Origin of the sequence: Streptomyces otsuchiensis, from assembly GCF_004305975.1 — a bacterium.
Classification (GTDB): Bacteria; Actinomycetota; Actinomycetes; order Streptomycetales; family Streptomycetaceae; genus Streptomyces; species Streptomyces otsuchiensis.
This window is the reverse complement of the sequence record NZ_BHZI01000023.1, coordinates 1-22,872: the sequence shown is the minus strand read 5'-3', so window position 1 is coordinate 22,872 and position 22,872 is coordinate 1. Positions and strand designations below refer to the sequence as shown.

The 22,872-nt window shown below is 72.4% G+C and carries 20 protein-coding genes; 6 read left to right on the top strand and 14 right to left on the bottom strand.

What is annotated here, in order from left to right; genetic code table 11:
• Positions 1-81: 81 nt before the first annotated feature.
• The 7 genes from E0D90_RS04245 to E0D90_RS04215 form a co-directional block, all read right to left on the bottom strand.
• Positions 82-357: a MerR family transcriptional regulator gene (locus E0D90_RS04245; protein WP_103501676.1), complete on the bottom strand. Its 276-nt coding sequence runs from the start codon at positions 355-357 to the stop codon at positions 82-84.
• Positions 354-1,031, bottom strand: a complete 678-nt coding sequence (locus tag E0D90_RS04240; RefSeq protein WP_103501675.1) for a hypothetical protein — start codon at positions 1,029-1,031, stop codon at positions 354-356. Before E0D90_RS04240 ends, E0D90_RS04245 begins: the two co-directional genes overlap by 4 nt.
• A gap of 457 nt (positions 1,032-1,488) precedes the next feature.
• A complete protein-coding gene (locus E0D90_RS04235) occupies positions 1,489-2,343 on the bottom strand; it encodes a carbon-nitrogen family hydrolase (protein ID WP_103501674.1) in 855 nt (284 codons plus the stop codon).
• Between the two features lie 107 nt (positions 2,344-2,450).
• A complete protein-coding gene (locus tag E0D90_RS04230) occupies positions 2,451-3,212 on the bottom strand; it encodes an SDR family NAD(P)-dependent oxidoreductase (RefSeq protein WP_130796639.1) in 762 nt (253 codons plus the stop codon).
• Positions 3,209-3,871, bottom strand: coding sequence for a TetR family transcriptional regulator (locus E0D90_RS04225; RefSeq protein WP_103528244.1), 663 nt, complete (start codon positions 3,869-3,871; stop codon positions 3,209-3,211). Before E0D90_RS04225 ends, E0D90_RS04230 begins: the two co-directional genes overlap by 4 nt.
• Before the next feature lie 245 nt (positions 3,872-4,116).
• Positions 4,117-5,070 (bottom strand): NAD-dependent epimerase/dehydratase family protein, encoded by a 954-nt coding sequence (locus E0D90_RS04220; protein ID WP_130796638.1) that lies wholly within the window; start codon positions 5,068-5,070, stop codon positions 4,117-4,119.
• Positions 5,067-5,822, bottom strand: coding sequence for a ScbR family autoregulator-binding transcription factor (locus E0D90_RS04215; protein WP_157996809.1), 756 nt, complete (start codon positions 5,820-5,822; stop codon positions 5,067-5,069). Before E0D90_RS04215 ends, E0D90_RS04220 begins: the two co-directional genes overlap by 4 nt.
• A gap of 140 nt (positions 5,823-5,962) precedes the next feature.
• On the opposite strand from E0D90_RS04215, the gene E0D90_RS04210 reads away from it, so the two are divergent.
• The gene (locus E0D90_RS04210; protein ID WP_130796636.1) at positions 5,963-6,889 is read left to right on the top strand and encodes a ScbA/BarX family gamma-butyrolactone biosynthesis protein; all 927 of its coding nucleotides are present in this window, start codon (positions 5,963-5,965) and stop codon (positions 6,887-6,889) included.
• A gap of 55 nt (positions 6,890-6,944) precedes the next feature.
• On the opposite strand, the gene E0D90_RS04205 is transcribed toward E0D90_RS04210, so the two are convergent.
• Complete coding sequence (locus E0D90_RS04205; RefSeq protein ID WP_130796635.1) at positions 6,945-7,865, bottom strand: LysR family transcriptional regulator; 921 nt, start codon at positions 7,863-7,865, stop codon at positions 6,945-6,947.
• A 114-nt stretch (positions 7,866-7,979) separates the two neighbouring features.
• On the opposite strand from E0D90_RS04205, the gene E0D90_RS04200 reads away from it, so the two are divergent.
• Both E0D90_RS04200 and E0D90_RS04195 read left to right on the top strand, forming a co-directional pair.
• The gene (locus E0D90_RS04200) at positions 7,980-8,939 is read left to right on the top strand and encodes a DMT family transporter (protein WP_227869976.1); all 960 of its coding nucleotides are present in this window, start codon (positions 7,980-7,982) and stop codon (positions 8,937-8,939) included.
• Positions 8,936-9,718 carry a cyclase family protein gene (locus E0D90_RS04195; RefSeq protein ID WP_130796633.1) on the top strand — a complete coding sequence of 261 codons (783 nt, stop codon included), beginning with the start codon at positions 8,936-8,938 and terminating at the stop codon, positions 9,716-9,718. Before E0D90_RS04200 ends, E0D90_RS04195 begins: the two co-directional genes overlap by 4 nt.
• Positions 9,719-9,733: 15 nt before the next feature.
• On the opposite strand, the gene E0D90_RS04190 is transcribed toward E0D90_RS04195, so the two are convergent.
• Positions 9,734-11,314 carry an AMP-binding protein gene (locus E0D90_RS04190; RefSeq protein WP_130796632.1) on the bottom strand — a complete coding sequence of 527 codons (1,581 nt, stop codon included), beginning with the start codon at positions 11,312-11,314 and terminating at the stop codon, positions 9,734-9,736.
• Between the two features lie 305 nt (positions 11,315-11,619).
• Between E0D90_RS04190 and E0D90_RS04185 the strand changes: the two genes are divergently transcribed.
• From E0D90_RS04185 to E0D90_RS04175, 3 genes are read left to right on the top strand one after another with little or no spacing between them, the layout of a single operon-like run.
• Entirely contained in the window at positions 11,620-16,191 is a 4,572-nt protein-coding gene (locus E0D90_RS04185) for an RHS repeat-associated core domain-containing protein (protein WP_369008416.1), read from the top strand.
• Positions 16,192-16,213: 22 nt separating this feature from the next.
• The gene (locus E0D90_RS04180; protein ID WP_130796630.1) at positions 16,214-16,945 is read left to right on the top strand and encodes a hypothetical protein; all 732 of its coding nucleotides are present in this window, start codon (positions 16,214-16,216) and stop codon (positions 16,943-16,945) included.
• A gap of 52 nt (positions 16,946-16,997) precedes the next feature.
• Positions 16,998-17,795, top strand: coding sequence for an 8-oxoguanine DNA glycosylase OGG fold protein (locus E0D90_RS04175; protein WP_130796629.1), 798 nt, complete (start codon positions 16,998-17,000; stop codon positions 17,793-17,795).
• A gap of 79 nt (positions 17,796-17,874) precedes the next feature.
• Here E0D90_RS04175 and E0D90_RS04170 read toward each other — a convergent pair whose 3' ends face one another.
• The 5 genes from E0D90_RS04170 to E0D90_RS04150 all read right to left on the bottom strand — a co-directional run bounded on the left by E0D90_RS04170 (position 17,875) and on the right by E0D90_RS04150 (position 22,837).
• The gene (locus E0D90_RS04170) at positions 17,875-18,465 is read right to left on the bottom strand and encodes a hypothetical protein (RefSeq protein WP_157996808.1); all 591 of its coding nucleotides are present in this window, start codon (positions 18,463-18,465) and stop codon (positions 17,875-17,877) included.
• A gap of 77 nt (positions 18,466-18,542) precedes the next feature.
• Positions 18,543-19,700 carry a DUF7224 domain-containing protein gene (locus E0D90_RS04165; RefSeq protein ID WP_130796627.1) on the bottom strand — a complete coding sequence of 386 codons (1,158 nt, stop codon included), beginning with the start codon at positions 19,698-19,700 and terminating at the stop codon, positions 18,543-18,545.
• 74 nt (positions 19,701-19,774) lie between these two features.
• Positions 19,775-20,548, bottom strand: coding sequence for an ATP-binding cassette domain-containing protein (locus tag E0D90_RS04160; RefSeq protein WP_130796626.1), 774 nt, complete (start codon positions 20,546-20,548; stop codon positions 19,775-19,777).
• Positions 20,549-20,927: 379 nt separating this feature from the next.
• On the bottom strand, positions 20,928-21,701 hold the full coding sequence (locus tag E0D90_RS04155; protein WP_130796625.1) for an ABC transporter ATP-binding protein: 774 nt from the start codon (positions 21,699-21,701) through the stop codon (positions 20,928-20,930).
• 134 nt (positions 21,702-21,835) lie between these two features.
• Complete coding sequence (locus E0D90_RS04150; protein WP_130796647.1) at positions 21,836-22,837, bottom strand: ABC transporter substrate-binding protein; 1,002 nt, start codon at positions 22,835-22,837, stop codon at positions 21,836-21,838.
• Positions 22,838-22,872 lie beyond the last annotated feature (35 nt).

Genomic DNA, 22,872 nt, shown 5'->3' with positions numbered 1-22,872 from the left:
GCGACTGCGACGGCGGCCGGGTGGGCCGGGGCTCGCGAGCCGCGAGGGCTCAGCGCGTGCGCGGACCGGGCGCGGCGAGGTTCAGGACGTGCGCGGACCGGGTGCGGCGGGGTCCGTGCCGGTCGTGCCGACGGCCAGCGCGGTCAGTTCGTCCAGGTCGTACAGCGCCTGGCGCCGGGTGCCGTAGCGGGTGATCTTGCCGCGACGGGCCCACTGGCGGATCGTGCTCTCGCGGACGCCGAGGGCCAGCGCCGCGAGCGAGGTGGGGACGCGTGTCTTCCGTGCGGCGCCGGCCCTGGTGAAGGTGTCTGTCCCGGTCTCGGCCGTGGTCTCGGTCTCGGCCTCGGTCTCGTTCATGAAGACTCCTCGGTCCCGGTGGTGGGGGATCCCCGCTTCAGCAACAGCCATTGGCGCGGTGTCAGTACGTGCCCGGCGCGGCACTTCGGCCCGCGCAGGACGAGGTCGTCCCCGCCGCGGCCGGGGAGCAACACCTCGGCGCCGCAGCCGGGTTCGACGCAGCGCCCCAGTGGCACGAGCGGCGCTCTCGGCGGGGCGACGAGGCGGCGCAGGGCACCCGCCACGTCGGCGATCTCGTCGGCCGCCGGGCCCGCCGCCGGGTGGGCGGCGAGGAAGTCCACGTGCCGGGCCAGGAATTCGGCCAGCTCCGGCACGGCGCGACCGGGCGGTGCCGGCTCGGACGTCTGCTCGTCCAGCACCAGCCGGCTCCAGAACACCAGCCGCACGGCGGCGTCGTGCCGGACCTCGACCCCCACCTCGCCCGCGGGCGCCGCCGGGAGGTGACCGGTGACCCGCACGGCGGCCGCGTTCCGGGCGGGTAGGACGGACTGTTCCTCGCTGTCCCGGTGGAGCTCGGGCAGCGCGGCCAGGTCGGCGGCGAGGGTGCGGCGGCAGGAGCCGCAGAGCCGGAAGCCGGGTGCGGCCGGCCTGCGGCGCAGGTCGCCGGAGCGGCCGGCCCGTTGGCAGCGCTGTGCGGCGCACGGTACCGGGCCGGAAGGTGTCGGGTCAGCCATGGTCGCCTCATCTTGGGGAGGACCCGCCTTCGGATGCGGGATACGTGGTGACACGGGCGGGAGTTCACGCGGACCGTACGCCGCGAAGGCCGGGCGGCCGCAGCGTCCGCGTGGTGCGGGGCATGAAAAAAGCGCCGCCATGGTGGGCGACGCGACGACGGCCCGCGCCTTCTGGAAGAAGGCATACTCCGTCGAGAAAGAGTGTGACACGGTCGCGGAGCCGACCGCAAGGGGGTGCCGGAAAATAGTTGGGCGCCGTCGCGCGGGAGCCGCCCCACCGGCGCGGAGAGCACCAACAACGGGAGCCGCAGAGGCAGTTCGAAGAGCGTCAGGCGTGCGGCCGGACCCCGGGACACGACGGAAGGTGCCGTCCGCACGGCGGACGGCACCTTCCTCGGTCGCGGCGGGCGGTGCACCCGGCGTCGCCCCTGTGGGGAGGCTGGGTGCACCGGATCGCTCAGCCGGGCGCCGGGACACCGAGAACCCGATCCCGGAGCGCGGGGAAGTCCGCCCGCGTCGCGGCGACGAGCGAGAGGTCGAGGTCGGCGACGAGCGTCTCCTCGTCCGGGCCGGCCTCGGCCACCACCTCGCCCCAGGGGTCCACCACCACGCTGTGACCGGCCTGCGCCACCCCGGCGTGGCTGCCGGCGGTCGAGCATGCAAGGACGTACGCCTGGGACTCCAGCGCCCGCGCCCGCGCCAGCAGCGACCAGTGCCCGCGGCGGGCGGCCGGCCAGCCGGCGGAGACCAGCAGCAACTCGGCGCCGCCGTCCACCAGCTGACGGAACTGCTCGGGGAAGCGCAGGTCGTAACAGGTGGCGAGTCCCACCGTGACGTCCGCCGTGACGCCCTCCGTGAGACCGGCCGTGACGCCAGCCGTGCCGCCCGCCGTGGGTACAGCCGTGAGTCCCGCCGTGACGGTCTCCTCCCCGCGGCTCAGCAGCGCCGCCTCGCCCCGGTCGAAGCCGAAGCGGTGGATCTTCCGGTACGTCCGGTGCAGCCGGCCGTCGGGGGCGAACAGCAGGGAGGTGTTGTACAACTGCCCCTCCACCGACCGCTCGACGATCGAGCCCGCGTGCAGCCACACCCGTGCGTGGGCCGCGGCCTCGCCCATGGCCCGGCACGTCGCCCCGTCCAGCGACTCGGCGTGCGCGTGGAAGGCGTCGAAGCTGAACGCGCCGACCGTCCAGAGTTCGGGCAGGACCACCAGGTCGGCGGCGTGCTGGGCGCGGACGAGGGCGGAGACCCTCTCCCGCCGTTCGTCGACGCCCTCTTCCGGACGTACGGCTGTCTGCAGAAGTGCTGCGCGCATGGTCGCTCCGTCTCTCGTGATCGGTCGGCCGCCGGGCCCGGCGCTGCCCTGACGGCAGTGGCGCTGCGGCAGTGGCACGGTGGCTGTGGCGCCGCGGCCGGGCGCGGTCAGCGCAGGTGGGACGCGCCGTTGACGTCGAGCACGGCGCCGCTGCACCACTCGGCGTCGGCGCCGCTCAGCCAGGCGACGGCCGCCGCGACATCGTGCGGGACGGCGATGCGGCCCAGCGGGCTCTGCGCGCGTACCCGTTCCTCGGCGTCCCCGGCGAGCATCGGCTCGGTGAGGTCGGTGCGGACGAACCCCGGTGCCACGGCGGAGACGGCGACGCCCAGCGGGCCCAGGGACTGGGCGAGGGACTGGGTCAGGGAGTGGAGCCCGGCCTTCGCCGCTCCGTAGGCGGGGGCGTCGGGTTCACCCCGGTAGACGCCGCGCGAGCCGACGTTGACGATGCGGGCGCCGCGCGGGCCCTGCGGGCGGCCGCGCAGGTGGTCGACCACGCACCAGATCAGGTCGGCGGGCCCGAGCAGGTTGACGGCGAGCAGCCGCCGCCAGTCGGCCTGCCACTGCTCGTAGGAGGTGGTGGCGACGGGCTGCCCGGCGTGCACACCGGCGTTGTTGACCAGTACGTCGATGGTGCCGAGTCCGGCCACGGCGGTGTCGACGATTCTCCGTGCCTCCTCCGGCGCGCCGATGTCGCCGGTGACCAGGAGGTGGCCGTCGCCGGGCAGGGAGTCGATCACGGCCTTCGCGGCGTCGGTGTCGGCTCGGCAGTGCACGGCCACCCGGTGCCCCGTGCGGGCGAGTTCCACCGCGATGGCGGCCCCGATGCCCCGGGACGCACCGGTGATGAGGGCGCAGCGTCGTGTCATGGGGAGTCCCCTTTCTGAGATGTGCTCACGGTCATGGTCGGGCAGCCGCCCGCCGCCGGAGTCGACGCCGCGCGCGGACGGGTCCCACCCATGGCGGCACCGGGCTCCCTGCGGCCGTCCAGCGCCAGCGACCAGAGCCGCCGCAGCTGGGCCCGCACCTCGCCGGGGGTGTGCCCGGCGCGCAGGGCCGCCTCGGCGCCCGCCGTCAGGTAGACGGCCAGCAGCTCCCACTCCTGCGGGCCGGGGCCGCAGGCGGGAAGCCCCTCGGCCTGTTCCGCGAGGTCGCTCAGCGCGGTCCGGCAGATGGCGCGCCAGCCCGGGGACACGGCCCGTTCCTGGACGAGCCGGGCCGTCGCGCGGACGGGGGCCTCCTCCAGCAGCCGGACCACGGCGAGGGTGAAGGCGGCGAGTGGCGGCAGGGTGCTGTCGGGCGGGACTCCGGCGAGCGCCTCGCGGGTCGCGGTCTCGGCCTCCTCGGCGACCGCCGCGGCCAGATCCGCCTTGGTGGGGAAGTGGAAGGTGAGTGCTCCCATCGTCACCCCGCAGCCGCGGTGCACGGCTGACAGCGAGGTGCCGGCGTAGCCACGCCGGTCGAACTCCTCGGCAGCGGCGGCGATCAGCGCCTGCCGGGTGCGTTCGGCTCGCACCTGCTTCGCCATGGGCTCGACCTCGGCATCCGTCGGGGGAACTGGCTCCACGGCACCGGACGGCGGACGCCACGGGTACCCGGACGGGTCGCGCCGGAGCCCCCGTCATCCGCTTCACGCGGACGACGGAGGCCGCGACCCTGGCGACCCTGCACCGGGAACGTACCGCCGCCCCTCGCCCGGAACCCGCTTCGCGCCGTACTCCGCGCTCGCTTTGGCAAGTCGGGTTCTCCCTCGTCACTCCGGTTCCGTGCCGGTCAGCCGCGCAGCTCGCGCCGGTACCAGGGCGCCGCCGCGGCGAGCCGGTGCAACGGTCCGGGCCCGGGGGCGCATCCGGCACGGCGCCAGATCGCCGTGCTCTCGTACCAGTGGTCTCGTGCCAGCAGGGCGAACTGGCGCTCGCTGATGCGGCCTTCGGTGCGGCGGAGCTGTTCCAGGCAGCGTTCCCAGGGCAGGTCGCCGTCGACGGCGGGCAGGATGTCCAGCTCGACGAGCGCGGCCAGCAGGTCGCCGGCGCGCACCGGCTCCGGGTGGCTGGCGTGGTGGACGCCCTCGGGCGGCTGTTCCGGCCCGGTGGCCAGGGTGGTGACGAGCGCGGCGAGGTCCTCCACCGCGACAGCGGAGAGCAGGCCGCGTCCGCCGTCCCAGCCGGAGGGGACCCGGCGCCGCAGCTCGGCGAGGGCGGGGACCACCCAGCGGTCGCCCACGCCCAGGACGAGTCCGGGCCGCAGCACGGTCGCGCCCGCCTCCCGGGCGATCCCCTCGGCGGCCAGCCGGGTGCGGCTGGCCGCCGACACCGGCGCCGCCACGACTCCGTCGACGGGTATGCCCCGGTGCGGGCCGGGCCCGTACACCGCGGCGGTGGACAGCTGGACGACGCGCCGCACGCCGCCGCGCCGGGCCTCGGCGATCAGCGCCCGGGTGCCGTCGACGTTGGTCCGCTCGCAGTCGGCGGGCGAGCCGTCGACCCGGCAGGCGAGGTGGATCACGACGTCGGCGCCGTCGGCTGCACCGGCCAGTTGCCCGGCGTCGGACAGGTCCGCCGGCCACCACTCGACGCCCGCCGCCGGGGGCCGGTCGGCCGGAACGCGGCGGGTCACGGCCCGTACCTCCGCCACCCGGCCGGAGTCCCGCTGGTCCAGCAGCCGGCCGAGCACCGCCCGGCCGACGAAGCCGGTGGGGCCGGTCAGCACCACGCGGAGCGGTCTCATCGGCCCGCTCCGTCGCCGTCGGTGTCGCCGCCCGGGGTGTGTCCGGCGTCTTCACTCGGTGTGCGTCCGGCGTCCTCGCCCGGGTCGGGTCCGGCCCCGGCGCTCTCACCTGCGGCGTCGCCCCGAGGCGCCACCTCGTCGAGGGGCTTCCCCGACAGCTCCAGGGTGGCGAGGACCCCGGGCGGGGCGAGGGCGGGAAGCAGACAGCGAAGCATCGCCTCTATGCGCTCGGGCAGACCGGACCAGCTGTCGGCGAGCCGCGACATGATCTGCGTCCCGGTGAAGGAGGCGACCATGACCTGGGCGAACGCGGTCTCGTTCACCTCCGGACGCAGTTGTCCCAGCTCACGGGCCTCGACGAGGTGCACGTGGAACTGCTGGGCCCACCAGTCGTAGATCGAGTAGTCGAGCAGGTTGGCCTCGTTCTGCTCGACGGCGAGCCGGACGCCCGCCCGGAACAACACGTCGGAGCGCATCTGGGCCGCCAGGTACTGGCAGACGTCGATGAGCTGCTGGAGGCCCTGCTTCTCCCTGGTCCACTGCAGTTCGTCGGCCTGGTTGACGATGACCGCGCGGGCCAGCTCCTCCTTTGACTTGAAATGGAAGTACATCGCGCCGGTGGTCAGCCCGGCCCGCTGGAGGATCGCGTTAAGCCCCACGCCGTGGTATCCGCCCTGGTCGAAGAGCTCCGCGGCCGCTGTGATGAGCGCGGCCCTCGTCCGTTCCGCGCGCTCCTGCCGTTGCCGTGCCATCGGCGAGCTCCCTTGCACCCGTAGACAAAGAAAGAGAATGACCTCTATGTTATTCGCATCGGCGCCACCGCGAACATCGCGAGCGCTTCGCTCCACCTGTGCGTGCCCATTCGAGAGCCACCGCATCAAGGGGAATCACCATGCCCGTCCAGCCCGCTCAGCGCGACGCCGGTACCCTTTTTGAGAGGGTTTCACCCGTTAGCACCCACAAGACAAACCGTGACGAAGTGCTGCTGCGCACCTGGTGGCGGACCGCGCCCGACCGCTTCACCGTGACGGCGGAGTGGCCCGCCGCGCACCCCTTCTACGTCAGCCGGCTCGGCCTGCACGACCCGCTGCTGCTCAGCGAGACCGTCCGCCAGACCCTGCCCCTGCTCTCCCACGCCGCCTACCGGGTACCGGAGGGCCACCAGCTGCTGTGGAAGGACTTCGACTGGGTGATGGACCCGGGCGCCGCCCTCGCCGACGGTTCCCCGGCCGGGCTCGAACTCCACATCACCTGCGAGGACGTCAAGTACCGGCGGGACCGGGCGTCGGCGATATCCCTCCACGTCGACGTGGAGCGCGACGGCCGGCCGCTGGCCGCCGCCCGCACCCGCTTCACCATCCAGGACCGCACCGTCTACAACCGGCTGCGGGGCCGCTACGCCGACGCCGCCGACGCCACCGCGCAGGCCGTGCCGCTGCCCCCTCCGGCAGGCCGGTCGCGGTTCGGCCGGGACCGCTTCGAGGACGTGGTGCTCGCCGCCACCGACCAGCCCGGCCGCTGGCAGTTGCGGGTCGACCCCGCCCACCCGGTCCTCTTCGACCACCTCGTCGACCATGTGCCCGGCATGCTGCTGCTGGAGGGCGCCCGCCAGGCCGCGCTCGCGGCGGCCCACCCCGCACCGACCGCCGTGGTCGGCATGGACTCCGCCTTCGTCCGCTACGCCGAACTGGACGCGCCCTGCTGGCTGGAGGTGGAGGGCTCCCCGGAATCCGGAACGGTCCGGGTCAGCGCCCGCCAGGACGACCAGGAGATCTTCCACAGCACCGTGACCCTGATCCCGGTGCCGGCCACCGCCTGACGGACGGCCCGGCCACTCCCGCGGGTCCGCACGCCCCCGGGACGGGTCAGCCGGGTCAGCGCCGGCCGGCGGCATCGCACGCACCGCCGACGGCGGCCTCCCGCAGCGCCGCGAGCAGATCCCGCAGCGCCGGGCGCTCCATCGCCGTCACCCGCACGGCGGCCGAGATGACGCGCACCGGCTCGGGATTGCGCACCGGACGGACCACCACCTCGGGATGCGGCGCGCGCAGCCCCAGCCCCGGCATCAGGCCGATACCGAGACCGGCCGCGACGAACCCCTGGGCGGTGGCGTAGTCCTCACTCTGGATCACGAAGTCCGGGCTGAACCCGGCCGAGGCGCAGGAGTCGATGACCGGCTGCAGACAGGGACCCGGCGGCTCGCTGCCGACCCACTGCTCGGCGGCCAGCTCGTGCAGGTCGACGCTCGCGGCACCGGCGAGGCGGTGACCGGCGGGCAGCACCGCGGCGTACGGATCGTCGAGCAGATGGACCAGGCGCACCCCCTCCCCGACCTCACGGGTCGGCGGATGGACCACGACGGCCAGGTCTGCCCGGCCCCGCAGCACCTCCTGCAGCGGGTCCTCCGGATCGGTGAGCCGGAGGTCGGCACGAACGCCGGGGTGGGCGGCACGGAGCCGGGCCAGCGCCGGAGCCACCAGCGTGGAGCCCGCGGTGGCGAAGTAGCGCACCGACAGCCGGCCGGTCCGCCCGGCCCGGAGGTCGGCCAGAGCGGTCTCCGCCCGGGAGACCGCCGAACTGATCAGCGCCGCGTGCTCGGTGAGCAGCAGCCCCGCGGCCGTCGGCCGCACCCCGCGACCGACCCGCTCCAGCAGCGCCGTACCGGCCTGTCGCTCCAGCGCCGCGACCTGCTGGCTGACGGCCGAGGGGGTGTAGCCGAGATGGGCCGCGGCGGCGGTGACCGTTCCGCTGGTGACCACCGCGCGCAACACCTGCAGCCGTCGCACATCGAGCATGTAGCGGAGCTTAACAGAACGCTTAGAACCATTTGCTTGTGCTCAATGCTCGACGTGAGGCACCGTCAGAAGACGGGGCCCAGGCGCCGGAGCACCGACCGGAACGGAGACGACGTGAACACCACACACGCCCTGCGGGGCTGGGCCCGGGTGGCCCTGCTCGCCCTGCTCTGGGGCTCGACCTTCCTCTGGATCGACCTCGCGCTGCGCGGACTCTCCCCGCTCCAGGTCACCTTCGTGCGCTGCGCCCTGGGCGCGCTCGTCCTCCTCGCCGCCTGCCGCGTGAGCGGGCACCGCCTGCCCCGGGGCCGCACCGCCTGGCGGCACATCGCCATCGCGGCCTTCTTCTGCAACGCGCTGCCGTTCGCCCTCTTCAGCCTCGGCCAGCAGACGGTCGACTCGGGCATGGCCGGGGTCCTGAACGCCACCACCCCGCTGTGGTCGATCGCCCTGGCGCTGGCCCTCGGCTCGGAACGCGGCATCCGCCCGGCCCGGCTGACCGGCCTGCTCCTCGGCTTCGTCGGCACCGTCGTGCTCTTCGCACCGTGGGAGTCGGGCGCCGAGACCGGCTGGGGCGCCCTGGCCATCGTCGGGGCCGCCGCGAGCTACGCGATCGCCTTCACCTACATGGGACGCACCCTGGTCCGCCGCGGCACCCCCACCATCTCGCTCTCAGCGGCACAGCTGGTCGCCGCGAGCGGCCTGACCGCCGTCGTGATGCCGGTGGGCGGCGGCCTGGCGCCGATCGACCCCGGCCCGGTGGTGATCGTGGCGGCCGTCGTGCTCAGCGTCTTCTGCACCGCGATCACCTTCCACCTCACCTACCGGATCATCAACGACGAGGGCGCCACCAACGCGGCCGTGGTCGGCTATCTGCTGCCGGTGGTCTCGGTGCTGCTCGGGGTCGTCGTACTCGGCGAGGAACTGAGCGTGCGCGTGGTGCTGGGCATGGCGGTGGTCATGCTGGGCGTCGGGCTGACGCGGCGCGGCGCCGGGCGGGCCGCGCCGCCGACGGCCGCTGCCGATGCCGGTCAGGGCGCCCCCGCGCCCTCGACCGAGAAGGAGACACGATGACCGCCGCCGAGACCGCCGCCGAGACCGCCGCCGACGGACCCGGACTCTGGCCCCTGTACCGCGAGTTGACCGACCGCGTGACCCACACCGACCTCACCCACGCCTTCCGGCCGGGACAGCCGCACTTCCCCGGCTTCGGCGACGAACGCCGCACGGCCGTCTACGACATCGGGAACGGCGACGACTTCACCGTGCACCGCTACTCCCTGGTCGGCCAGTGGGGCACCCATGTGGACCCGCCCGCGCACTTCGTCGCCGGGGCCCGCACCCTGGACCGGGTCCCCGTGCGGGAGATGTTCCTGCCCCTGGTGGTCCTCGACATCACCGCCCGGGTCGAGGCCGACCCGGACAGCACCCCCACCCTCGACGACCTCGCCGCCTGGGAGCACCGCAACGGGCCCGTCCCGTCCGGGGCGTTCGTCGCCCTGCGCACGGGGTGGAGCAGGCGCTGGCCGGACGCGGAGGCGATGGCCAACCGGGACGAGGACGGGGTCAGCCACACGCCCGGCTGGTCCGCCGAGGTGCTGCGCCACCTGCTGGAGGAGGCCGACGTCACCGCCATCGGGCACGAGCAGGCCGACACCGACCCGGGTTCGGCCACCTCCGTGGGCGACTACAGCCTGGAGGCCTACGTCCTCGGATACGACCGGTGGCAGGTCGAGCTGCTGACCCACCTCGACCGTGTCCCGGAGGCGGGTGCCCTGGTGGTGGCCTCCTGGCCCAAGCCCCACCAGGGATCGGGGTTCCCGGCACGGGTGTTCGCCCTGCACCGTCAGTGACCGGCGGCGCCGGGGTCAGGGAGCGTCGCTGCCGGCTCCGGCGTCCACGAACAAGTCGGCGTAACACCGCCGCAGTTCGGCCTTCTGGACCTTGCCCATGACGTTGCGGGGCAGCGCCTCGACGAACCGCACCGCCCGGGGGTGCTTGTACCGGGCCAACTCCCCCGCGACGGCGTCCAGCAGGGCGTCCGCCCGTGGCGCGCTGCCGGGCGCCGGGACGACGACGGCAACCACCGTCTCCCCGAAGTCCGGGTGGGGGACGCCGATCACGGCGGACTCCAGCACCTCGGGGTGGACGTCCAGCAGTTGCTCGATCTCCTTGGGGTAGACGTTGAGCCCGCCGGAGATCACCAGGTCCTTGTCCCGGCCGACGATGGACAGGTAGCCGTCCTCGTCCACATGACCGAGGTCGCCGGTGACGAAGAAGCCGTCCGCGCGGAACTCGGAGGCGGTCTTCTCGGGCAACTGCCAGTAGCCGGCGAAGACGTTGGGGCCGCGGACCTCGATGATCCCCGTCTCGCCGTCGGGCAGTGCCCGCCCGCTCTCGCGGTCCGTCACCCGGGTCTCGACGCCGGGCAGCGGTTTGCCGACGGTGCCGGGCTTACGGGGGCCGCCGTCGTAGGGATTGGTGGTGTTCATCCCGGTCTCCGTCATCCCGTAGCGCTCCAGGATGGCGTGGCCGGTGCGGGCCTCGAACGCCTGGTGGTCGCGGGCGAGAAGCGGGGCCGAGCCGGAGACGAAGAGCCGCATCGAGGCGCAGGACTCGGGGGTGAGCCGGTCCTCGCCCAGCAGCCGGGTGTAGAAGGTGGGGACTCCCATGAGCACCGTGGCCTCGGGCAGGAGGTCGATGACCGTCCCGGCGTCGAACCCCGGCAGGTAGTACATGGACGCACCCGCCATCAGCGTCATGTTGACGGCGACGAACAGCCCGTGGACGTGGAAGATCGGCAGGGCGTGGATGAGCCGGTCGTCGGCGGTGTACCGCCAGGCGTCCAGCAGTGCACGGCAGTTGGAGACCAGGTTGCCGTGGGTGAGTACCGCTCCCTTGGGTCGGCCGGTGGTGCCCGAGGTGTAGAGGATCGACGCCGGGTCGTCCGGCCCGGCGTCGTGGAGCTCCGAGTGGTGCCCGCCGTCGCCCGGGAGGGTGCCGCTGGCCGGACCACCGCCGCCGCCGCCCAGGAGGGTGCCGTCCCCCGAGACGCCGAGGGTCTCGACGACAAGCTCGTCGCCTTCACCGCGGTGGTCGTGGCCGGGCAGTCGTTCCGGGGAGCAGACGAAGACGCGTGGCCGCGCGTCGCCGATGACGTAGTCCGTCTCCGCCGCGGTGTAGGCGGTGTTGAGCGGCAGCAGTACGCCGCCGATCCGCAGCGTCGCCAGGTACAGGGCGACGGCCTCCGGTGACTTCTCCACCTGCATGGCGACCCGGTCGCCGGGGGTGACGCCGTCGGCGAGGAGCCGTGCGGCGATCCGCCGCACGGTCTCCGCGGTCTCCGCGTAGGTGACGCTCCGCCCGTCGGGCAGCTCGAAGAGCGCCTTGCCGGGCCGCCGCTCGGCCTGTTCGGCGAAGACTCGGTGGATGGTCGTGAACGGCGCCATCGGTCCTGCTCCTCTCGTCGTCCGGGACGGTGAACGTATCCCGGAAGGCGGCCCGCGCGGGAGGTCGCGGACGGCCGGTGACCCCGCGCGACGGTGGCCCGGAGCGGACGCACGGCGCGGACGCGCGGTGCCGACGCGCGGTGCCGACGCGCGGTGCCGACGCGCGGTGTCGCGATCGTCAACAGCACAGCACGCCGAGTAACACATCCGTTCGATATCCGCTGCATGATCACTATTTGGGGCATTGTCACCTCGATTCGATCTCAGTACGGTGACGGGGTCGGACATAGTGGGGGTTGTCGGTTGTGAGCCGTTCATCTGACTGGTCGGTGTTGGGGTTATCGTCGGATCCGACGCCGGGAGATCCGGAGCGGATCAGGCAGTTGGCGGAGAGTCTGGAGACGTTCGCGGACGACGCCGCGGAGGCGTTGTCGACGATCCGGGGGATGGTCGAGTCCGACTCCCTCGCCACCTTCGTCGGGTTGACCGCTGACGCCTTCAAGGAGCGGTTCGAGAAGGTCCCGCCGAACCTCACCAAGCTGCACACCTCCTACGACCTGGCGGCCGCCGCCTTGGCGACGTACTGGCCGAAGCTGGAGGACGCCCAGCACGACGCCGACCGCGCCCTCACCGAGGGGCAGTCCGCCGCAGCCGAACTGGCCAGCGCGCAGTCCGCGTTGGAGACGGCCGTCGCGGAGCTGGAGGACGCGGAGGAAGCGGCGGAGGACCCGGACGAGGACGAGGTCCGGGGCGGCGTCCGCGAAGCCCTGCGGAGCGCGGCCAGCACGCACGAGGGCGCCGAAGCCGCCGTGCTCTCCGCCGAGTCGGCGCTCAACGCCGCCAAGGCCCTGGCCGGGCAGGCGAAGGAGGCACGGGAGACGGCGGCGGCGATCTGCGCCAACTCCCTGGACGAGGCGTCCGACGCGGGCATCCCGAACAAGAAGTGGTGGCAGAAGCTGATCGACTGGCTGGTCGAGGCCTGGGACGCCATCGTCGCCGTCGCCAAGATCATCGTCGCCGTGCTGGGTGTCGTGGTGATGATCATCGGCGGTCCGCTGGCCTGGGTCGTCCTCGCCGCGGCGGTGATCGTCCTCGTCGACACCTTGATCGATTACGCCAACGGCAACGGCTCGCTCTGGGACGTCGGGTTCGCCGTGCTCGACTGCATCCCCGGCTTCAAGGGCCTGACGACCGCGGCCGGACTGGCCGCCGGAGCGCGCAACCTCGGCAAGAACGTGCGCGGTGTCGCCGGGGACGGCGCGGGCGCGGCACGACGTGACCCCCCGGCCACCTCCAGGCCCCCGGAGAGCCGTTGCACCAACGGGGACCCCGTCGACATGGTCAGCGGCGAGATGCTGCTGGAGGAGCGGGACGTCAGCTTCCTCGGAGTCCTCCCGCTGGTGCTGCGCCGCACGCATCTCTCCACGTACCGCTACGGGCGCTTCCACGGCACCTCCTGGGCGTCCACGCTGGACGAGCGGCTGGAGCTGGACGACGAAGGCGCGGTGTTCTTCTCCGAGTCGGCGACCATGCTCGTCTTCGACGTGCCCCGGGGCGCGGAGAGCGTCCTGCCGCGCAGCGGCCCCCGGCTGAGGCTGAACTGGGACGGAACGCCCGGCGGCGCCATGGAGTTGGCGGACCCGATCAGCGGCGTCGTCCGGCACTTCGCCGCGATGGAACGACACCCCGCGGGGACGGCGCGCTACACGCTCTACCTGGTCGGGATCAGCGATCCCCACGGCAACCACATCGAGATCGAGCGGGACCTCGACGGCCTGCCGACGGAGGTCCGGCACAGCGCGGGCTACCGCGTGCGGGTGGGCTCCGTGTGCGACCGGGTCACCGAACTCTCCTTCGTCACGACGGAGAACCACCCGGTCCCGCTGCGCGGCTTCGCCTACGACGTGCGGGGCGAACTGGAGGGCGTCGTCAACGAGTCGGGGCTGAGCAAGCGCTACGTCCACGACGAGCGCTCGCGCATCACCCGCTGGGAGGACCGCGTCGGGGACTGGTACGAGTTCACCTACGACGCCGCCGACCGGTGCGTGGCCGGCACCGGCATCCACGGAGTCCTCGACTGCCGGATCGACTACGACCCCGCCCGCCGGACCACCCGCTACACCGACAGCCTCGGCCACACCACCGTCTACCGGTACGACGACCAATGGCGCCTCTGCCTCATCCGCGGCCCGGAGGGCGAGGAACTGCGGCAGGCGTGGGACGCCCACGGCCATCTGCGCTCGCAGACCGACGCCCTGGGGCGCACCACCCGCTACCGCCACGACCCCGAGGGGAACCTGCTGGAGCTGGTCCGGCCCGACGGGGCCACGACCACGACCGAGGTCAACGCGCTCAACCGGCCCGTGCGCGTGGTGGAACCCCACGGCGCGGTCTGGCTCCACGAGTACGACGACCGGGGCCTGCTCACGGCGACGACCGACCCGCACGGCAACACCAGCAGGCACAGCTACGACGTCACCGGCGCCTGGGACTCCTCGACCGACGCGCTGGGGCGGACGGCACGCCGGACCCTCGATCCCGCCGGGCTGCCCCTGACCCTGGAGGACGCCGCCGGTGAGGTGACGGTGATCCGGCGCGACCCCATGGGCCGGATCGCCTCGGTCACCGACCCGGCGGGCGACAGCACCCACTACGGCTGGACCGTGGACGGTCTCGCCGACTGGCAGGAGGGGCCCGACGGGCTGCGGGAGAGCTGGCAGTGGGACGCCGAGGGGCACCTGCTGCGGCACACGGACCCCGCCGGGCTGTCACTGGAGCTGGAACACGGCTGGTTCGGGCGGACGACACGGCGCACCGACGCGGACGGCACCACGCACCTCTTCACCTACGACACCGAGCTCAACCTCCTCGCGGTCGAGAACCCCCACGGTGAGCAGTGGAGTTACGCGTACGACAGCGCGAAGCGCCTGGTGCGGGAGACGGACTTCGCGGGCCGGTCCCTGAGCTACCGGTTCGACGGGGCCGGCCGCCTCGCTGAGCGCGAACTGGACGGCGACGTCACCCGGTTCACGCGGGACGCGTGCGGCCGGGTCACCGCCCGCGAAGCCGGGGAGGAGGCGGAGCACTTCGTCTACGACCTCGTCGGCAACGTGACCGAGAGCCGCAGCCGCTCCACCTCCACCTCGCGCGAGTTCGACCTGACCGGCCGTGTCCTCGCCGAGACCACGGACGGCGCGCGGACCAGGTACACCTATGACGCGCTGGGCCGGACCCTCACCCGCGTCACACCCTCCGGCGCCGAGTCGCACTGGAGCTACGACATACGGGGCGACAGCAGCGGCGTCCGCTGCGGAGCACTCGACATCGGCTTCGTGCGCGACGCGGCCGGCCGGGAGGTCGAGCGTCGGCTGGGCGACGGCGCCGTGCTGCGCCACCGGTGGGACGGGACCGACCGTCTCGCCGAGCAGGAACTGCTCTCCGCCGACGGGCGTGAGCGGTTGCAGCTGCGTACCTACCGCTACCGCGCGGACGACGCCCCGGTGGAGATCACCGAACTCGACACGGGCCGACGCCACTTCGAACTCGACCCGGTGGGCAGGGTCACGGCGGTCCGGGCCGAGACGTGGACCGAGCGGTACGGCTACGACGACGCCGGCAACCTGGTGACGGCCTCGGCCCGGCCCGCCCCCTCCGCTGCCGGGACGGCACCGGCAGACAATCCGGAACAGCCGCCGGAGCGGCGGGAGTTCACGGGCAACCGGCTGCGGCGCAACGGCCGTACCCGCTACGAGTACGACGACATGGGCCGGGTCGTGACCATCACCACCCGCCTGCTGAACGGCCAACAGCGGGCCTCCCACTACACCTGGAACGACGACAACCGGCTCACCCAGGTGATCACCGACTCGGGCGACCGCTGGCAGTACCGCTACGACGCCATGGGCCGCCGCGTGCGCAAGGCCCGTGTCGGCGACGACGACGCCCCGCTCCAGGAGACACGCTTCACCTGGGACGGCACCCATCTCATCGAGCAGGTCACCTCCGACGGACGTGTGACGAGCTGGGACTACGAGCCGGGAGGGCACCGGCCCCTCGCACAGCGCGAGTTCTCGACGGACGCCGCGGGTGGCACGGTCGACGAACGGTTCTACGCCATCGTCGCCGACCTCACCGGCGCCCCGGCCGAACTGGTGACGCCGGACGGAGACGTCGTATGGCGCAACCGGATGAGTCTGTGGGGCCGGCGAGCGGCCCGGCACGGCACCGGGCAGGGCCCGGAGTGCCCCCTGCGGTTCCCCGGGCAGTACGCCGACGAGGAGACCGGCTGGCACTACAACTACGAGCGCTACTACGACCCCGACACGGCCCGCTATCTCACGCCCGACCCGCTCGGTCTCGCCGCCGACGCCAACCAGTACGCGTACGTGTTCAACCCGCTGTGGTGGATCGACCCGCTGGGCCTGGTCCGGACACCGAGCGTCCGGGGGCCGAACGGCCGGTTCGCCCCCAACCCGAACGCGACGCCCATCGTCCACAACCGGGACTCGGAGTACCCGAGGAGCTATCGTCAGACCACGCACGACGCCATGGCGACGCAGTGGACGGACGAGGGCCGACGTGCGCAGGGCGTCCCGGTGGACGCCCAGGGACAGCGGATTCCCCGCGACCAGCTGACCTGGCGGGACAGCCGCGGACGGCTGATCCCCGTCGACCAGCTCAGCTACGAACACAGGGAAGCCGTCGTCGACCACTGGAACCGTGTCGGCTACAACTCCAACAGGACCGTGCGGCTCGACTTCTACAACAACGCCGGCGACATGGAGCCGATGAACCTGAGCCAGAACTCCAGCCAGGGGGCTCAGATGACCGCCACCTACCGCCAGGACACCGGGCCGAACTACAAATCCACCTGCTGACACATCCCGCACAAGGAGAGACGTGACTGTTCGCTCGACCGTGGAGACCTTCCCCGCCGTCCGCGCGCTGGAGGGGCTGGACCAGGCGTGGTTCTGGTCCCCCGCCCCGGGGCTGAACTTCTACGGCGCGGCGACCGCCGACGGCAGCCGCCTGTTCCAGCTGCACACCCGGGACCACGCGGACGACGCCTTCGCGGTGGCCCTCCTGGCACACGCGCGCCGCCACGAGGACGAGCTGACCGGCGAGGCGGCCGTGGCCACCACCGTGGATTGGCAGGCGCCCGCCGGGTACGGCTTCGATACGCTCGCCTCGCTTCCCCCGGAGGTCCACCAGCACTACGAGTACGAGGACAAGGCGTTCAACGCCCAGGTCTTCGTCGTCTACGGCGGGTACCGCTGCGAGTTCCCAGACGCCCTGACCGTGGACGAGTTCCTGGCCCGCGAACGCATGGTGGACTGGTCGGTGGCCCCCCGCGATCCGGCGCCGTTCCTCCGGATGCGGTACGCCAACCCGCGTACGGGCAGCTCCAGCGTCGGCTCCGAACGCGGCGTCGCGACCGAGGCCGTGCTGCTCCAGGAACTCCAGCTCCTGGACGGCGTCGAGGGCGCGTTCGTCGAGTTCGAGAACTACCGGCGGCAGGTCCAGCACGTGCGCTGGGACCACGGTCTGTCCCTCACCGAGGACGGCCGGACCCGCACCCTGACCGGCGACGAACTGACCGCTCACGTCAAGGCGGCCCTGTACGGAGCATGACGCCCGGCGGGATGCCAATGGCCGGATCGCCGGTGCGGGAGGTGCGGACCTGATGCGATTCGACCAGGACCTGGCGGACAGCCTCGACGCGAAGATGCTCGACCGCGCCCTGCCCCGGGCGGCGGTCGACGCGCTCGGCGGCTGGCTCGCGGATCCGCACCGGGGAGGGCGCTACGCCGACGGAACCGGTCGGCACACCACCTCCTACCGGCCGTCGAGCTGGGCCGGTGTCGCTCCCTGGCCCGCCGGCTTCGCCGACCGGGCGGAGGGCGGGCGGGCCCACGTCAGCCGTGAGGATGTCGTGGCCGCCGTCGGCACCGCGATGCGGGACGGCAGCTGGTCCGAGGCATTCGTGGCCACCCAGGTGTGGGGCTACGGCCTCACCGGCTACGGCCCGCACCGCACGGGGCGGATACTCGCCCGGCCCGGCTCGGAGGAGGCGTTCCGCGCGGCGGTCTCACTGCTCGCGAACGAGGGCGCGACCGCGGCCTACGACAGGCTCAACACGCTGAACGGACTCGGGCCCGCGTTCCACACCAAGTTCCTGTACTTCGCCGGCCAGGTGCTCCCGTCGGTGCGAGGACAACGACCACTGATCCTCGACAGGGTCCTCGCCTCGGTGCTCCGTCGGCACGCGACGGGCGTCGGGACCGCCGCCGGTCATGCGTGGGCGGGGCCGATCGCCGCGCGGATCTGGTCGGACGGCGGCTGGACCTCACATCGCTACGGCGTCTACCTGCGGTGGATGCGGGCAGCCGCCGGCCAGCTGTCGGCCGAACTGCCCGGCTGGCCCACCGCGCCGGACCTCCTCGAACTGGCGCTCTTCGACGGAGCCAGGCAACCCGCCTGATCCGGCGCGACACATCCGGCCGACCGCTCCTCCCGCCCACGGCACCCGACGCCACCCACCCCGGCGCCCCTCTGGCGCGTCACCTCGCGGGATGCGACGGCCGACGCTCCCTCCGAGCCACTCGCACCCTTCCGTAGGGAGCCGTTCTCAGCAGCAGCGCCGTGACGCCGACGACGAACACGAGGACGGCCGGGAACCAGCTGTGCGGTGTACCGGCCGCGGTCGGCCAGTGCCACCAAGAAGGGCTGGCGGGATCCGCGATGGTGAGGGCCGGTGTCGCCAGAGCGAGCGGGAGGGCCCACGAGGTACGAACACCCACGAGCGCCGCGCCGAGGGCCGCAAGGCCACTTCCGGAAACGAGGTTGCGCAGAGCTACAGCCGCCTGGTCCGCGGCCCCACCCACCACCAGGGCGAGAGTGATGAGTACGGCGGCAACACCGAGACCGGCCGCCAGATGAGCCGCCAGGATGAGACGTCGCGGACGGGCAGCGTGTTCCGAGAAGTCCCGGAGCCCATCGCCGGAGGAGAGTACGACGACGGCCGCAACGAGAACCGGCAGCACGTGTGACGCCTCGACCGGGATGGCGGGGCCACCAGCGAGGTTGGGAAGCATGTGGGCGGTGTCGCCCCACCAGACCGCTGCGGCAGCGCAGGCCAGGACGACGACCACGCTCAGAGGTGCGGCGTGGGAGAGAAGGTGCCGCCGCAACGGTTCTCTCGCAAGGCGCGCCCCATGCCGAGTGGCCGTCAGCATGTGACCGCTCGCGCCGTCTCGACCCAGGTACGCACGTGCCGGCGCTGCTCCTCCTCCGGGCGGGCGAGCGTCTCTTCCACTTCTTCGCGGAAGTCACTACTTGCTCCGAGGGACTGGTAGTTGTAGTCGGGGAGCGTGCCCAGGCCGCGAGCGCGGGCGTCGAGCCAGAGGCGAAGGCTTGAGTGCGCTCCCCACTGCTCCTCCTGCCAGTCGGCGCAGTACGGGATCGCGCGGTCGACGTACTCTCCGGCGAGGGTGGCCAGCGTGTCGCCCGGCCCGTGGTCCAGGGTGAAGCCCCCCACTCCCCCTCGATCCAGTCCGTGCTCGCGGTGAGCGATCGTGGTCGGCAGGACGGGCGCGGCGGCTTCACCGACACGCTCGGCGGCGGCTGTGGCTTCCGAAAGGCGGTGGGCGTGCTCGGGCCAGACGCACACCTCACCCCCGTGGCCGGTGTCGGCGCACGCGCGGCCGGACGCTTCCCGGGGCTGGACCAGCGGCGATTCGGAGCCGGACGGCATGGCTGCGATCCCCACGAGAACAGCTGCCGCCGGAATCAGTGCGGTGAGCGGGCGACGGCGGTCGCGGCTCACGAGGTGCACGGCACCAACGGCGACGAGGACGGTCAGGGTGGTCAGCGCGAGACGCCAGCCCAGATGCGCGCCCGAGAGGCGAACATCGATCGCCTGGTAACCGACGCTGGCGGTCAGGGGCGACTCGCCGCTGGGAAAGAGGACGAGGAAGAGAAGGTAGCCGGTGACGGCCGCCAGGACGCCGGTGAAACGCCCCGGCACCAGGCGGCCGAACGTATGGCCGAGCGCCGCAGCGAACACCACTCCGCAGACGCCGAAGACCGGATACTCCAGCCATGGGCCGCCCGGAACTCCCCGGCTCCACATCAAGGCCCACACGATTCCCGTCATCGTGAGGTACACGGCGACCAGCCATGTCACGTCAGCCGCCAGGGAGGTGAACTCCAGCCGACTGCGGTCCCGTGAGGCGAGGATCTCTTCGTTCCTGCCACGGTGAATGCCGCTGACCCGCTGCGCCGTCAGCCCGAGGGCCGCGACCATCAACAGCAGGTCGGCCTGAGTGATCGCCGCCGACGCGCGAGGCCAAGAGACGCTCCAGTCGTCGCCGACGAACAGCACCATGCTCAGAGCGACGGCCAACAGCGGGATGCTCCACCAACGCACGGGAGTGCGGCGTAGTTCGATCCGGAAGCCTGTCATCGGGCAACGTCTCCCGCCGGGGGCCCGACGAGCGGCGGGGCGTCCAACGCCGCGGTGTAACCACGTTCGAGTGCCGTGTCGCCGCCCTCCGTGCCCGTCCCCATCGCGGCAAGCTCTTCAGCCGTGCCGTCGAAGCGGAGTCGGCCCTCGTACAGGACACCCATGCGGGCGCAGACATGGGAGATGTCCTCGACCAGATGGGTCGAGAGCACCACGCAGCTGTTCTCCGACAGGTCTCTCAGCAGTTGGCGCAGCCGGACGCGCTGCCGTGGGTCGAGTCCATTGGTGGGCTCGTCGAGGATGATCAGATCGGGCTCGCCGCAGATCGCCTGCGCGATTCCGGCGCGCCGCAACATCCCACCGGAGAGCTTCCGCAAAGGCAGGTCGGCCTGCTCGGTGAGTTCCACCCTGTCGACGGCCTCGGCCGCGGCACGCCCGATCTCGGCGTTGGGCAACTCGCGGAGCCAGGCGCAGTGGCGGACGAAGTCCGTGACGGTGAAGCCCGGTGGATAGGAGAAGCTCTGCGGGAGGTACCCGATGCGCCGACGGGCGGCTCTGAGCTGCTTGCGTGTGCGAAGCGGCTCCCCGAAGAGCCTCAGCTGCTCGGGTCGCCCCGGCGCGGAGATGGTCGCGAGCGTACGGAGCAGAGTGCTCTTACCCGCCCCGTTGGGCCCGAGCAGACCGAACGCTCCCGCCCCCAGGGCGATATGAAGCTCACTGACAACGGGCTTCCGGCGGTAGCCCTGGGAGAGTCCGATGATCTCAAGCATGCGGTTTGTGCCACTCCATTGACCAGGCTCGGCATGCGCCCGCTTGCACCGGGCCCCACCCCAGACCTCACGAGATGACACTTTCCGAAGATGTCACCATGAGCTACTCGCAGTAACGTTCCGCGAACGATGACGACCCTAGCTTCGCGACATCAGGAGGGGCAACAGCCGTCCCGCGCGGGCCATCACGACGCGTGCGCGCTCCGCGCACCACGCGCGGCGACATCACCAGAAAGCAGACGGAACCAGCCACTCAGAGTGGCAGCCGGGAGGGTCCGTGACGTGCGTCACGCGAGAGTCGGCCAACGGCACCCTCCGGTCGCTCTTCCCTTCGGGTCAGAGCCCGGAGGGGTGTCCATCCTTTGGGCCTCCCACGCCGTCAGTCGGGGGTGGTGGTGGTCGCGGTGGAGCCGAGGAGCTCGCGGATGCGGCCGCTGATGCGCTGGAACTCCGGGCTTTCCAGAGTTGGTTCGTATTCGCGGTGGCCGGGGAGGTCGATGGTGAACTCCTCGATGATCCGGCCGGGCCGCGGTCCCATGACGACGGCGCGGGAGGCGAGGTAGACGGCCTCGGCGACGGAGTGGGTCACCAGCACCACGGTCATGCCGGTGGCCTCCCAGACCCGCCGCAGTTCGACGTTCATGTTCTCCCTGGTCAACGCGTCGAGCGCGCCGAAGGGTTCGTCCATGAGCAGCACGTCCGGTTCGTGCAGCAGCGCGCGGCAGAGGGAGACGCGCTGCTGCATACCTCCGGACAGTTCGAAGGGCATGGCGTTCTCGAAGCCGGTCAGGCCGGTCATCTCGATGAGTTCGTCGGCGCGCTTGCGGGCCCACGCTCTGGGCAGGCCACGCATCTCGGCCTGGAACAGTATGTTGGCGCGGGCGTTGCGCCAGTCGAGGAGCGCGGCACGCTGGAAGACGAAGCCGACGTCACGGCGGGGGCCCGCGACGCGGGTTCCGCGCAGCGTCACCTCGCCGGCACTCACCTGGGTGAGTCCGGCGACGACGCGCAGCAGGGTCGACTTCCCGCAGCCCGACGGCCCGGCGATGCTGAGGAACTCGCCGGGCTGTACGTCGAGTTCGATGCCGCTGAGGGCGTGGACGGTTCGGGATCTGGTCCGGAAGGTGACGTCCACCCCGTGGATGCCGACCATGGGACCGCTCCGCGAGTTCCGCGGGTCCTGATCCGGTGCGCCCGCGCCCGTTCCCGTGTCGGTGCGGGATTCGGCGTCGCGTCGCCGCGCGCGGCCCGCGCCGCGTCCGAACCTGTTCGTCGCCGTCACCGCGCTCACCGGCCTTCCGGGGTGAACGAGCCGTCGAAGTAGGCGTCGGTCGGCTTGGCCTCGTTGATGAGTCCCGCCTCCGCCAGCACCTCGATGGTGCTTCGCCAGTCGTCCTCGTCGGTCGTGCCCGGGGCCTGGCCCTCGGTGTTCTCCGTGGTGAGCAGCGGGATGGTCTCCTGCCACTGCTGGAGCAGCACGTTCTCGCCGGGCATCTGCGGGTCCTTGCCCGCCATGGCTGCGACGGCGTCCTCGGGGGCGTCCTGCGCGGCCTGGAACGCCTCCGAGGTGGCGGCCACCATCCGTTCGACGAGGTCGGGGTCGTCGGCGATGGTGGAGCTGTGGGCGAGGAGGCCGTTGCTGAAGAAGTTCAGCCCGGCGTCGGTGTAGCGCAGGTAGCTGACCTCCTTGCCGCTCTCGTCGGCGAGTTTGGGGCCCTGGTCGTGGGCGAAGCCGATGAGTCCGTCGACGCGTCCGACCATCATCGCGGCGTTCTTCCCGGCGGAGTCGAGGTTCTGCTGCACCACGTCGTCCTCGGAGAGCCCGACGGCGTCCAGGTAGAGGGGGAAGGTGAGGGTGACGGCGTCCCCGGCGGAGACCGCGATCGTTCTGCCCTTGAGGTCCTCGGGCTCCGTGATGCCGGTCTCGCTGAAGAACTGGACGGCGGAGGGCGTGGACTGGAGGAAGACGCCGACGGACCGGACGTCGACGCCCTGGTCGACGTTGGCCAGCAGCGCGGGGGTGTCGGCCCAGCCGAAGTCGAAGTCCCGCTGTCCGACGGCCTGTACGACCCGGGCGGAGCCCTGCCCGGCCTCGATGCTGAGCGAGATCCCGTGGTCCTCGAAGATGCCCTCCTCCACGCCGTAGTAGAAGGCGGCGTGCTCGCCGTAGGGGTACCAGTTGAGCTGAAGGGTGACGGCGTCCCTCCCGTCGTCCCCGGCGCCGTCGTCGCTGCCGCAGGCGCCGGCGTCCTGGTGCTCTCCGCCTGCGGCGAGGGCGGCACGGGTCAGCCGGAACGAGCCGGCGGGGCGGGACGACCCGGAGG

What these genes read in the sequence shown, in the direction of transcription:
- E0D90_RS04245 (WP_103501676.1), bottom strand. Translation starts at nt 357, where the DNA reads ATGAACGAGACCGAGGCCGAGACCGAGACCACGGCCGAGACCGGGACA.
- E0D90_RS04240 (WP_103501675.1), bottom strand. Translation starts at nt 1,031, where the DNA reads ATGGCTGACCCGACACCTTCCGGCCCGGTACCGTGCGCCGCACAGCGC.
- E0D90_RS04235 (WP_103501674.1), bottom strand. Translation starts at nt 2,343, where the DNA reads ATGCGCGCAGCACTTCTGCAGACAGCCGTACGTCCGGAAGAGGGCGTC.
- E0D90_RS04230 (WP_130796639.1), bottom strand. Translation starts at nt 3,212, where the DNA reads ATGACACGACGCTGCGCCCTCATCACCGGTGCGTCCCGGGGCATCGGG.
- E0D90_RS04225 (WP_103528244.1), bottom strand. Translation starts at nt 3,871, where the DNA reads ATGGCGAAGCAGGTGCGAGCCGAACGCACCCGGCAGGCGCTGATCGCC.
- E0D90_RS04220 (WP_130796638.1), bottom strand. Translation starts at nt 5,070, where the DNA reads ATGAGACCGCTCCGCGTGGTGCTGACCGGCCCCACCGGCTTCGTCGGC.
- E0D90_RS04215 (WP_157996809.1), bottom strand. Translation starts at nt 5,822, where the DNA reads ATGGCACGGCAACGGCAGGAGCGCGCGGAACGGACGAGGGCCGCGCTC.
- E0D90_RS04210 (WP_130796636.1), top strand. Translation starts at nt 5,963, where the DNA reads ATGCCCGTCCAGCCCGCTCAGCGCGACGCCGGTACCCTTTTTGAGAGG.
- E0D90_RS04205 (WP_130796635.1), bottom strand. Translation starts at nt 7,865, where the DNA reads ATGCTCGATGTGCGACGGCTGCAGGTGTTGCGCGCGGTGGTCACCAGC.
- E0D90_RS04195 (WP_130796633.1), top strand. Translation starts at nt 8,936, where the DNA reads ATGACCGCCGCCGAGACCGCCGCCGAGACCGCCGCCGACGGACCCGGA.
- E0D90_RS04190 (WP_130796632.1), bottom strand. Translation starts at nt 11,314, where the DNA reads ATGGCGCCGTTCACGACCATCCACCGAGTCTTCGCCGAACAGGCCGAG.
- E0D90_RS04175 (WP_130796629.1), top strand. Translation starts at nt 16,998, where the DNA reads ATGCGATTCGACCAGGACCTGGCGGACAGCCTCGACGCGAAGATGCTC.
- E0D90_RS04165 (WP_130796627.1), bottom strand. Translation starts at nt 19,700, where the DNA reads ATGGTGCTGTTCGTCGGCGACGACTGGAGCGTCTCTTGGCCTCGCGCG.
- E0D90_RS04160 (WP_130796626.1), bottom strand. Translation starts at nt 20,548, where the DNA reads ATGCTTGAGATCATCGGACTCTCCCAGGGCTACCGCCGGAAGCCCGTT.
- E0D90_RS04155 (WP_130796625.1), bottom strand. Translation starts at nt 21,701, where the DNA reads ATGGTCGGCATCCACGGGGTGGACGTCACCTTCCGGACCAGATCCCGA.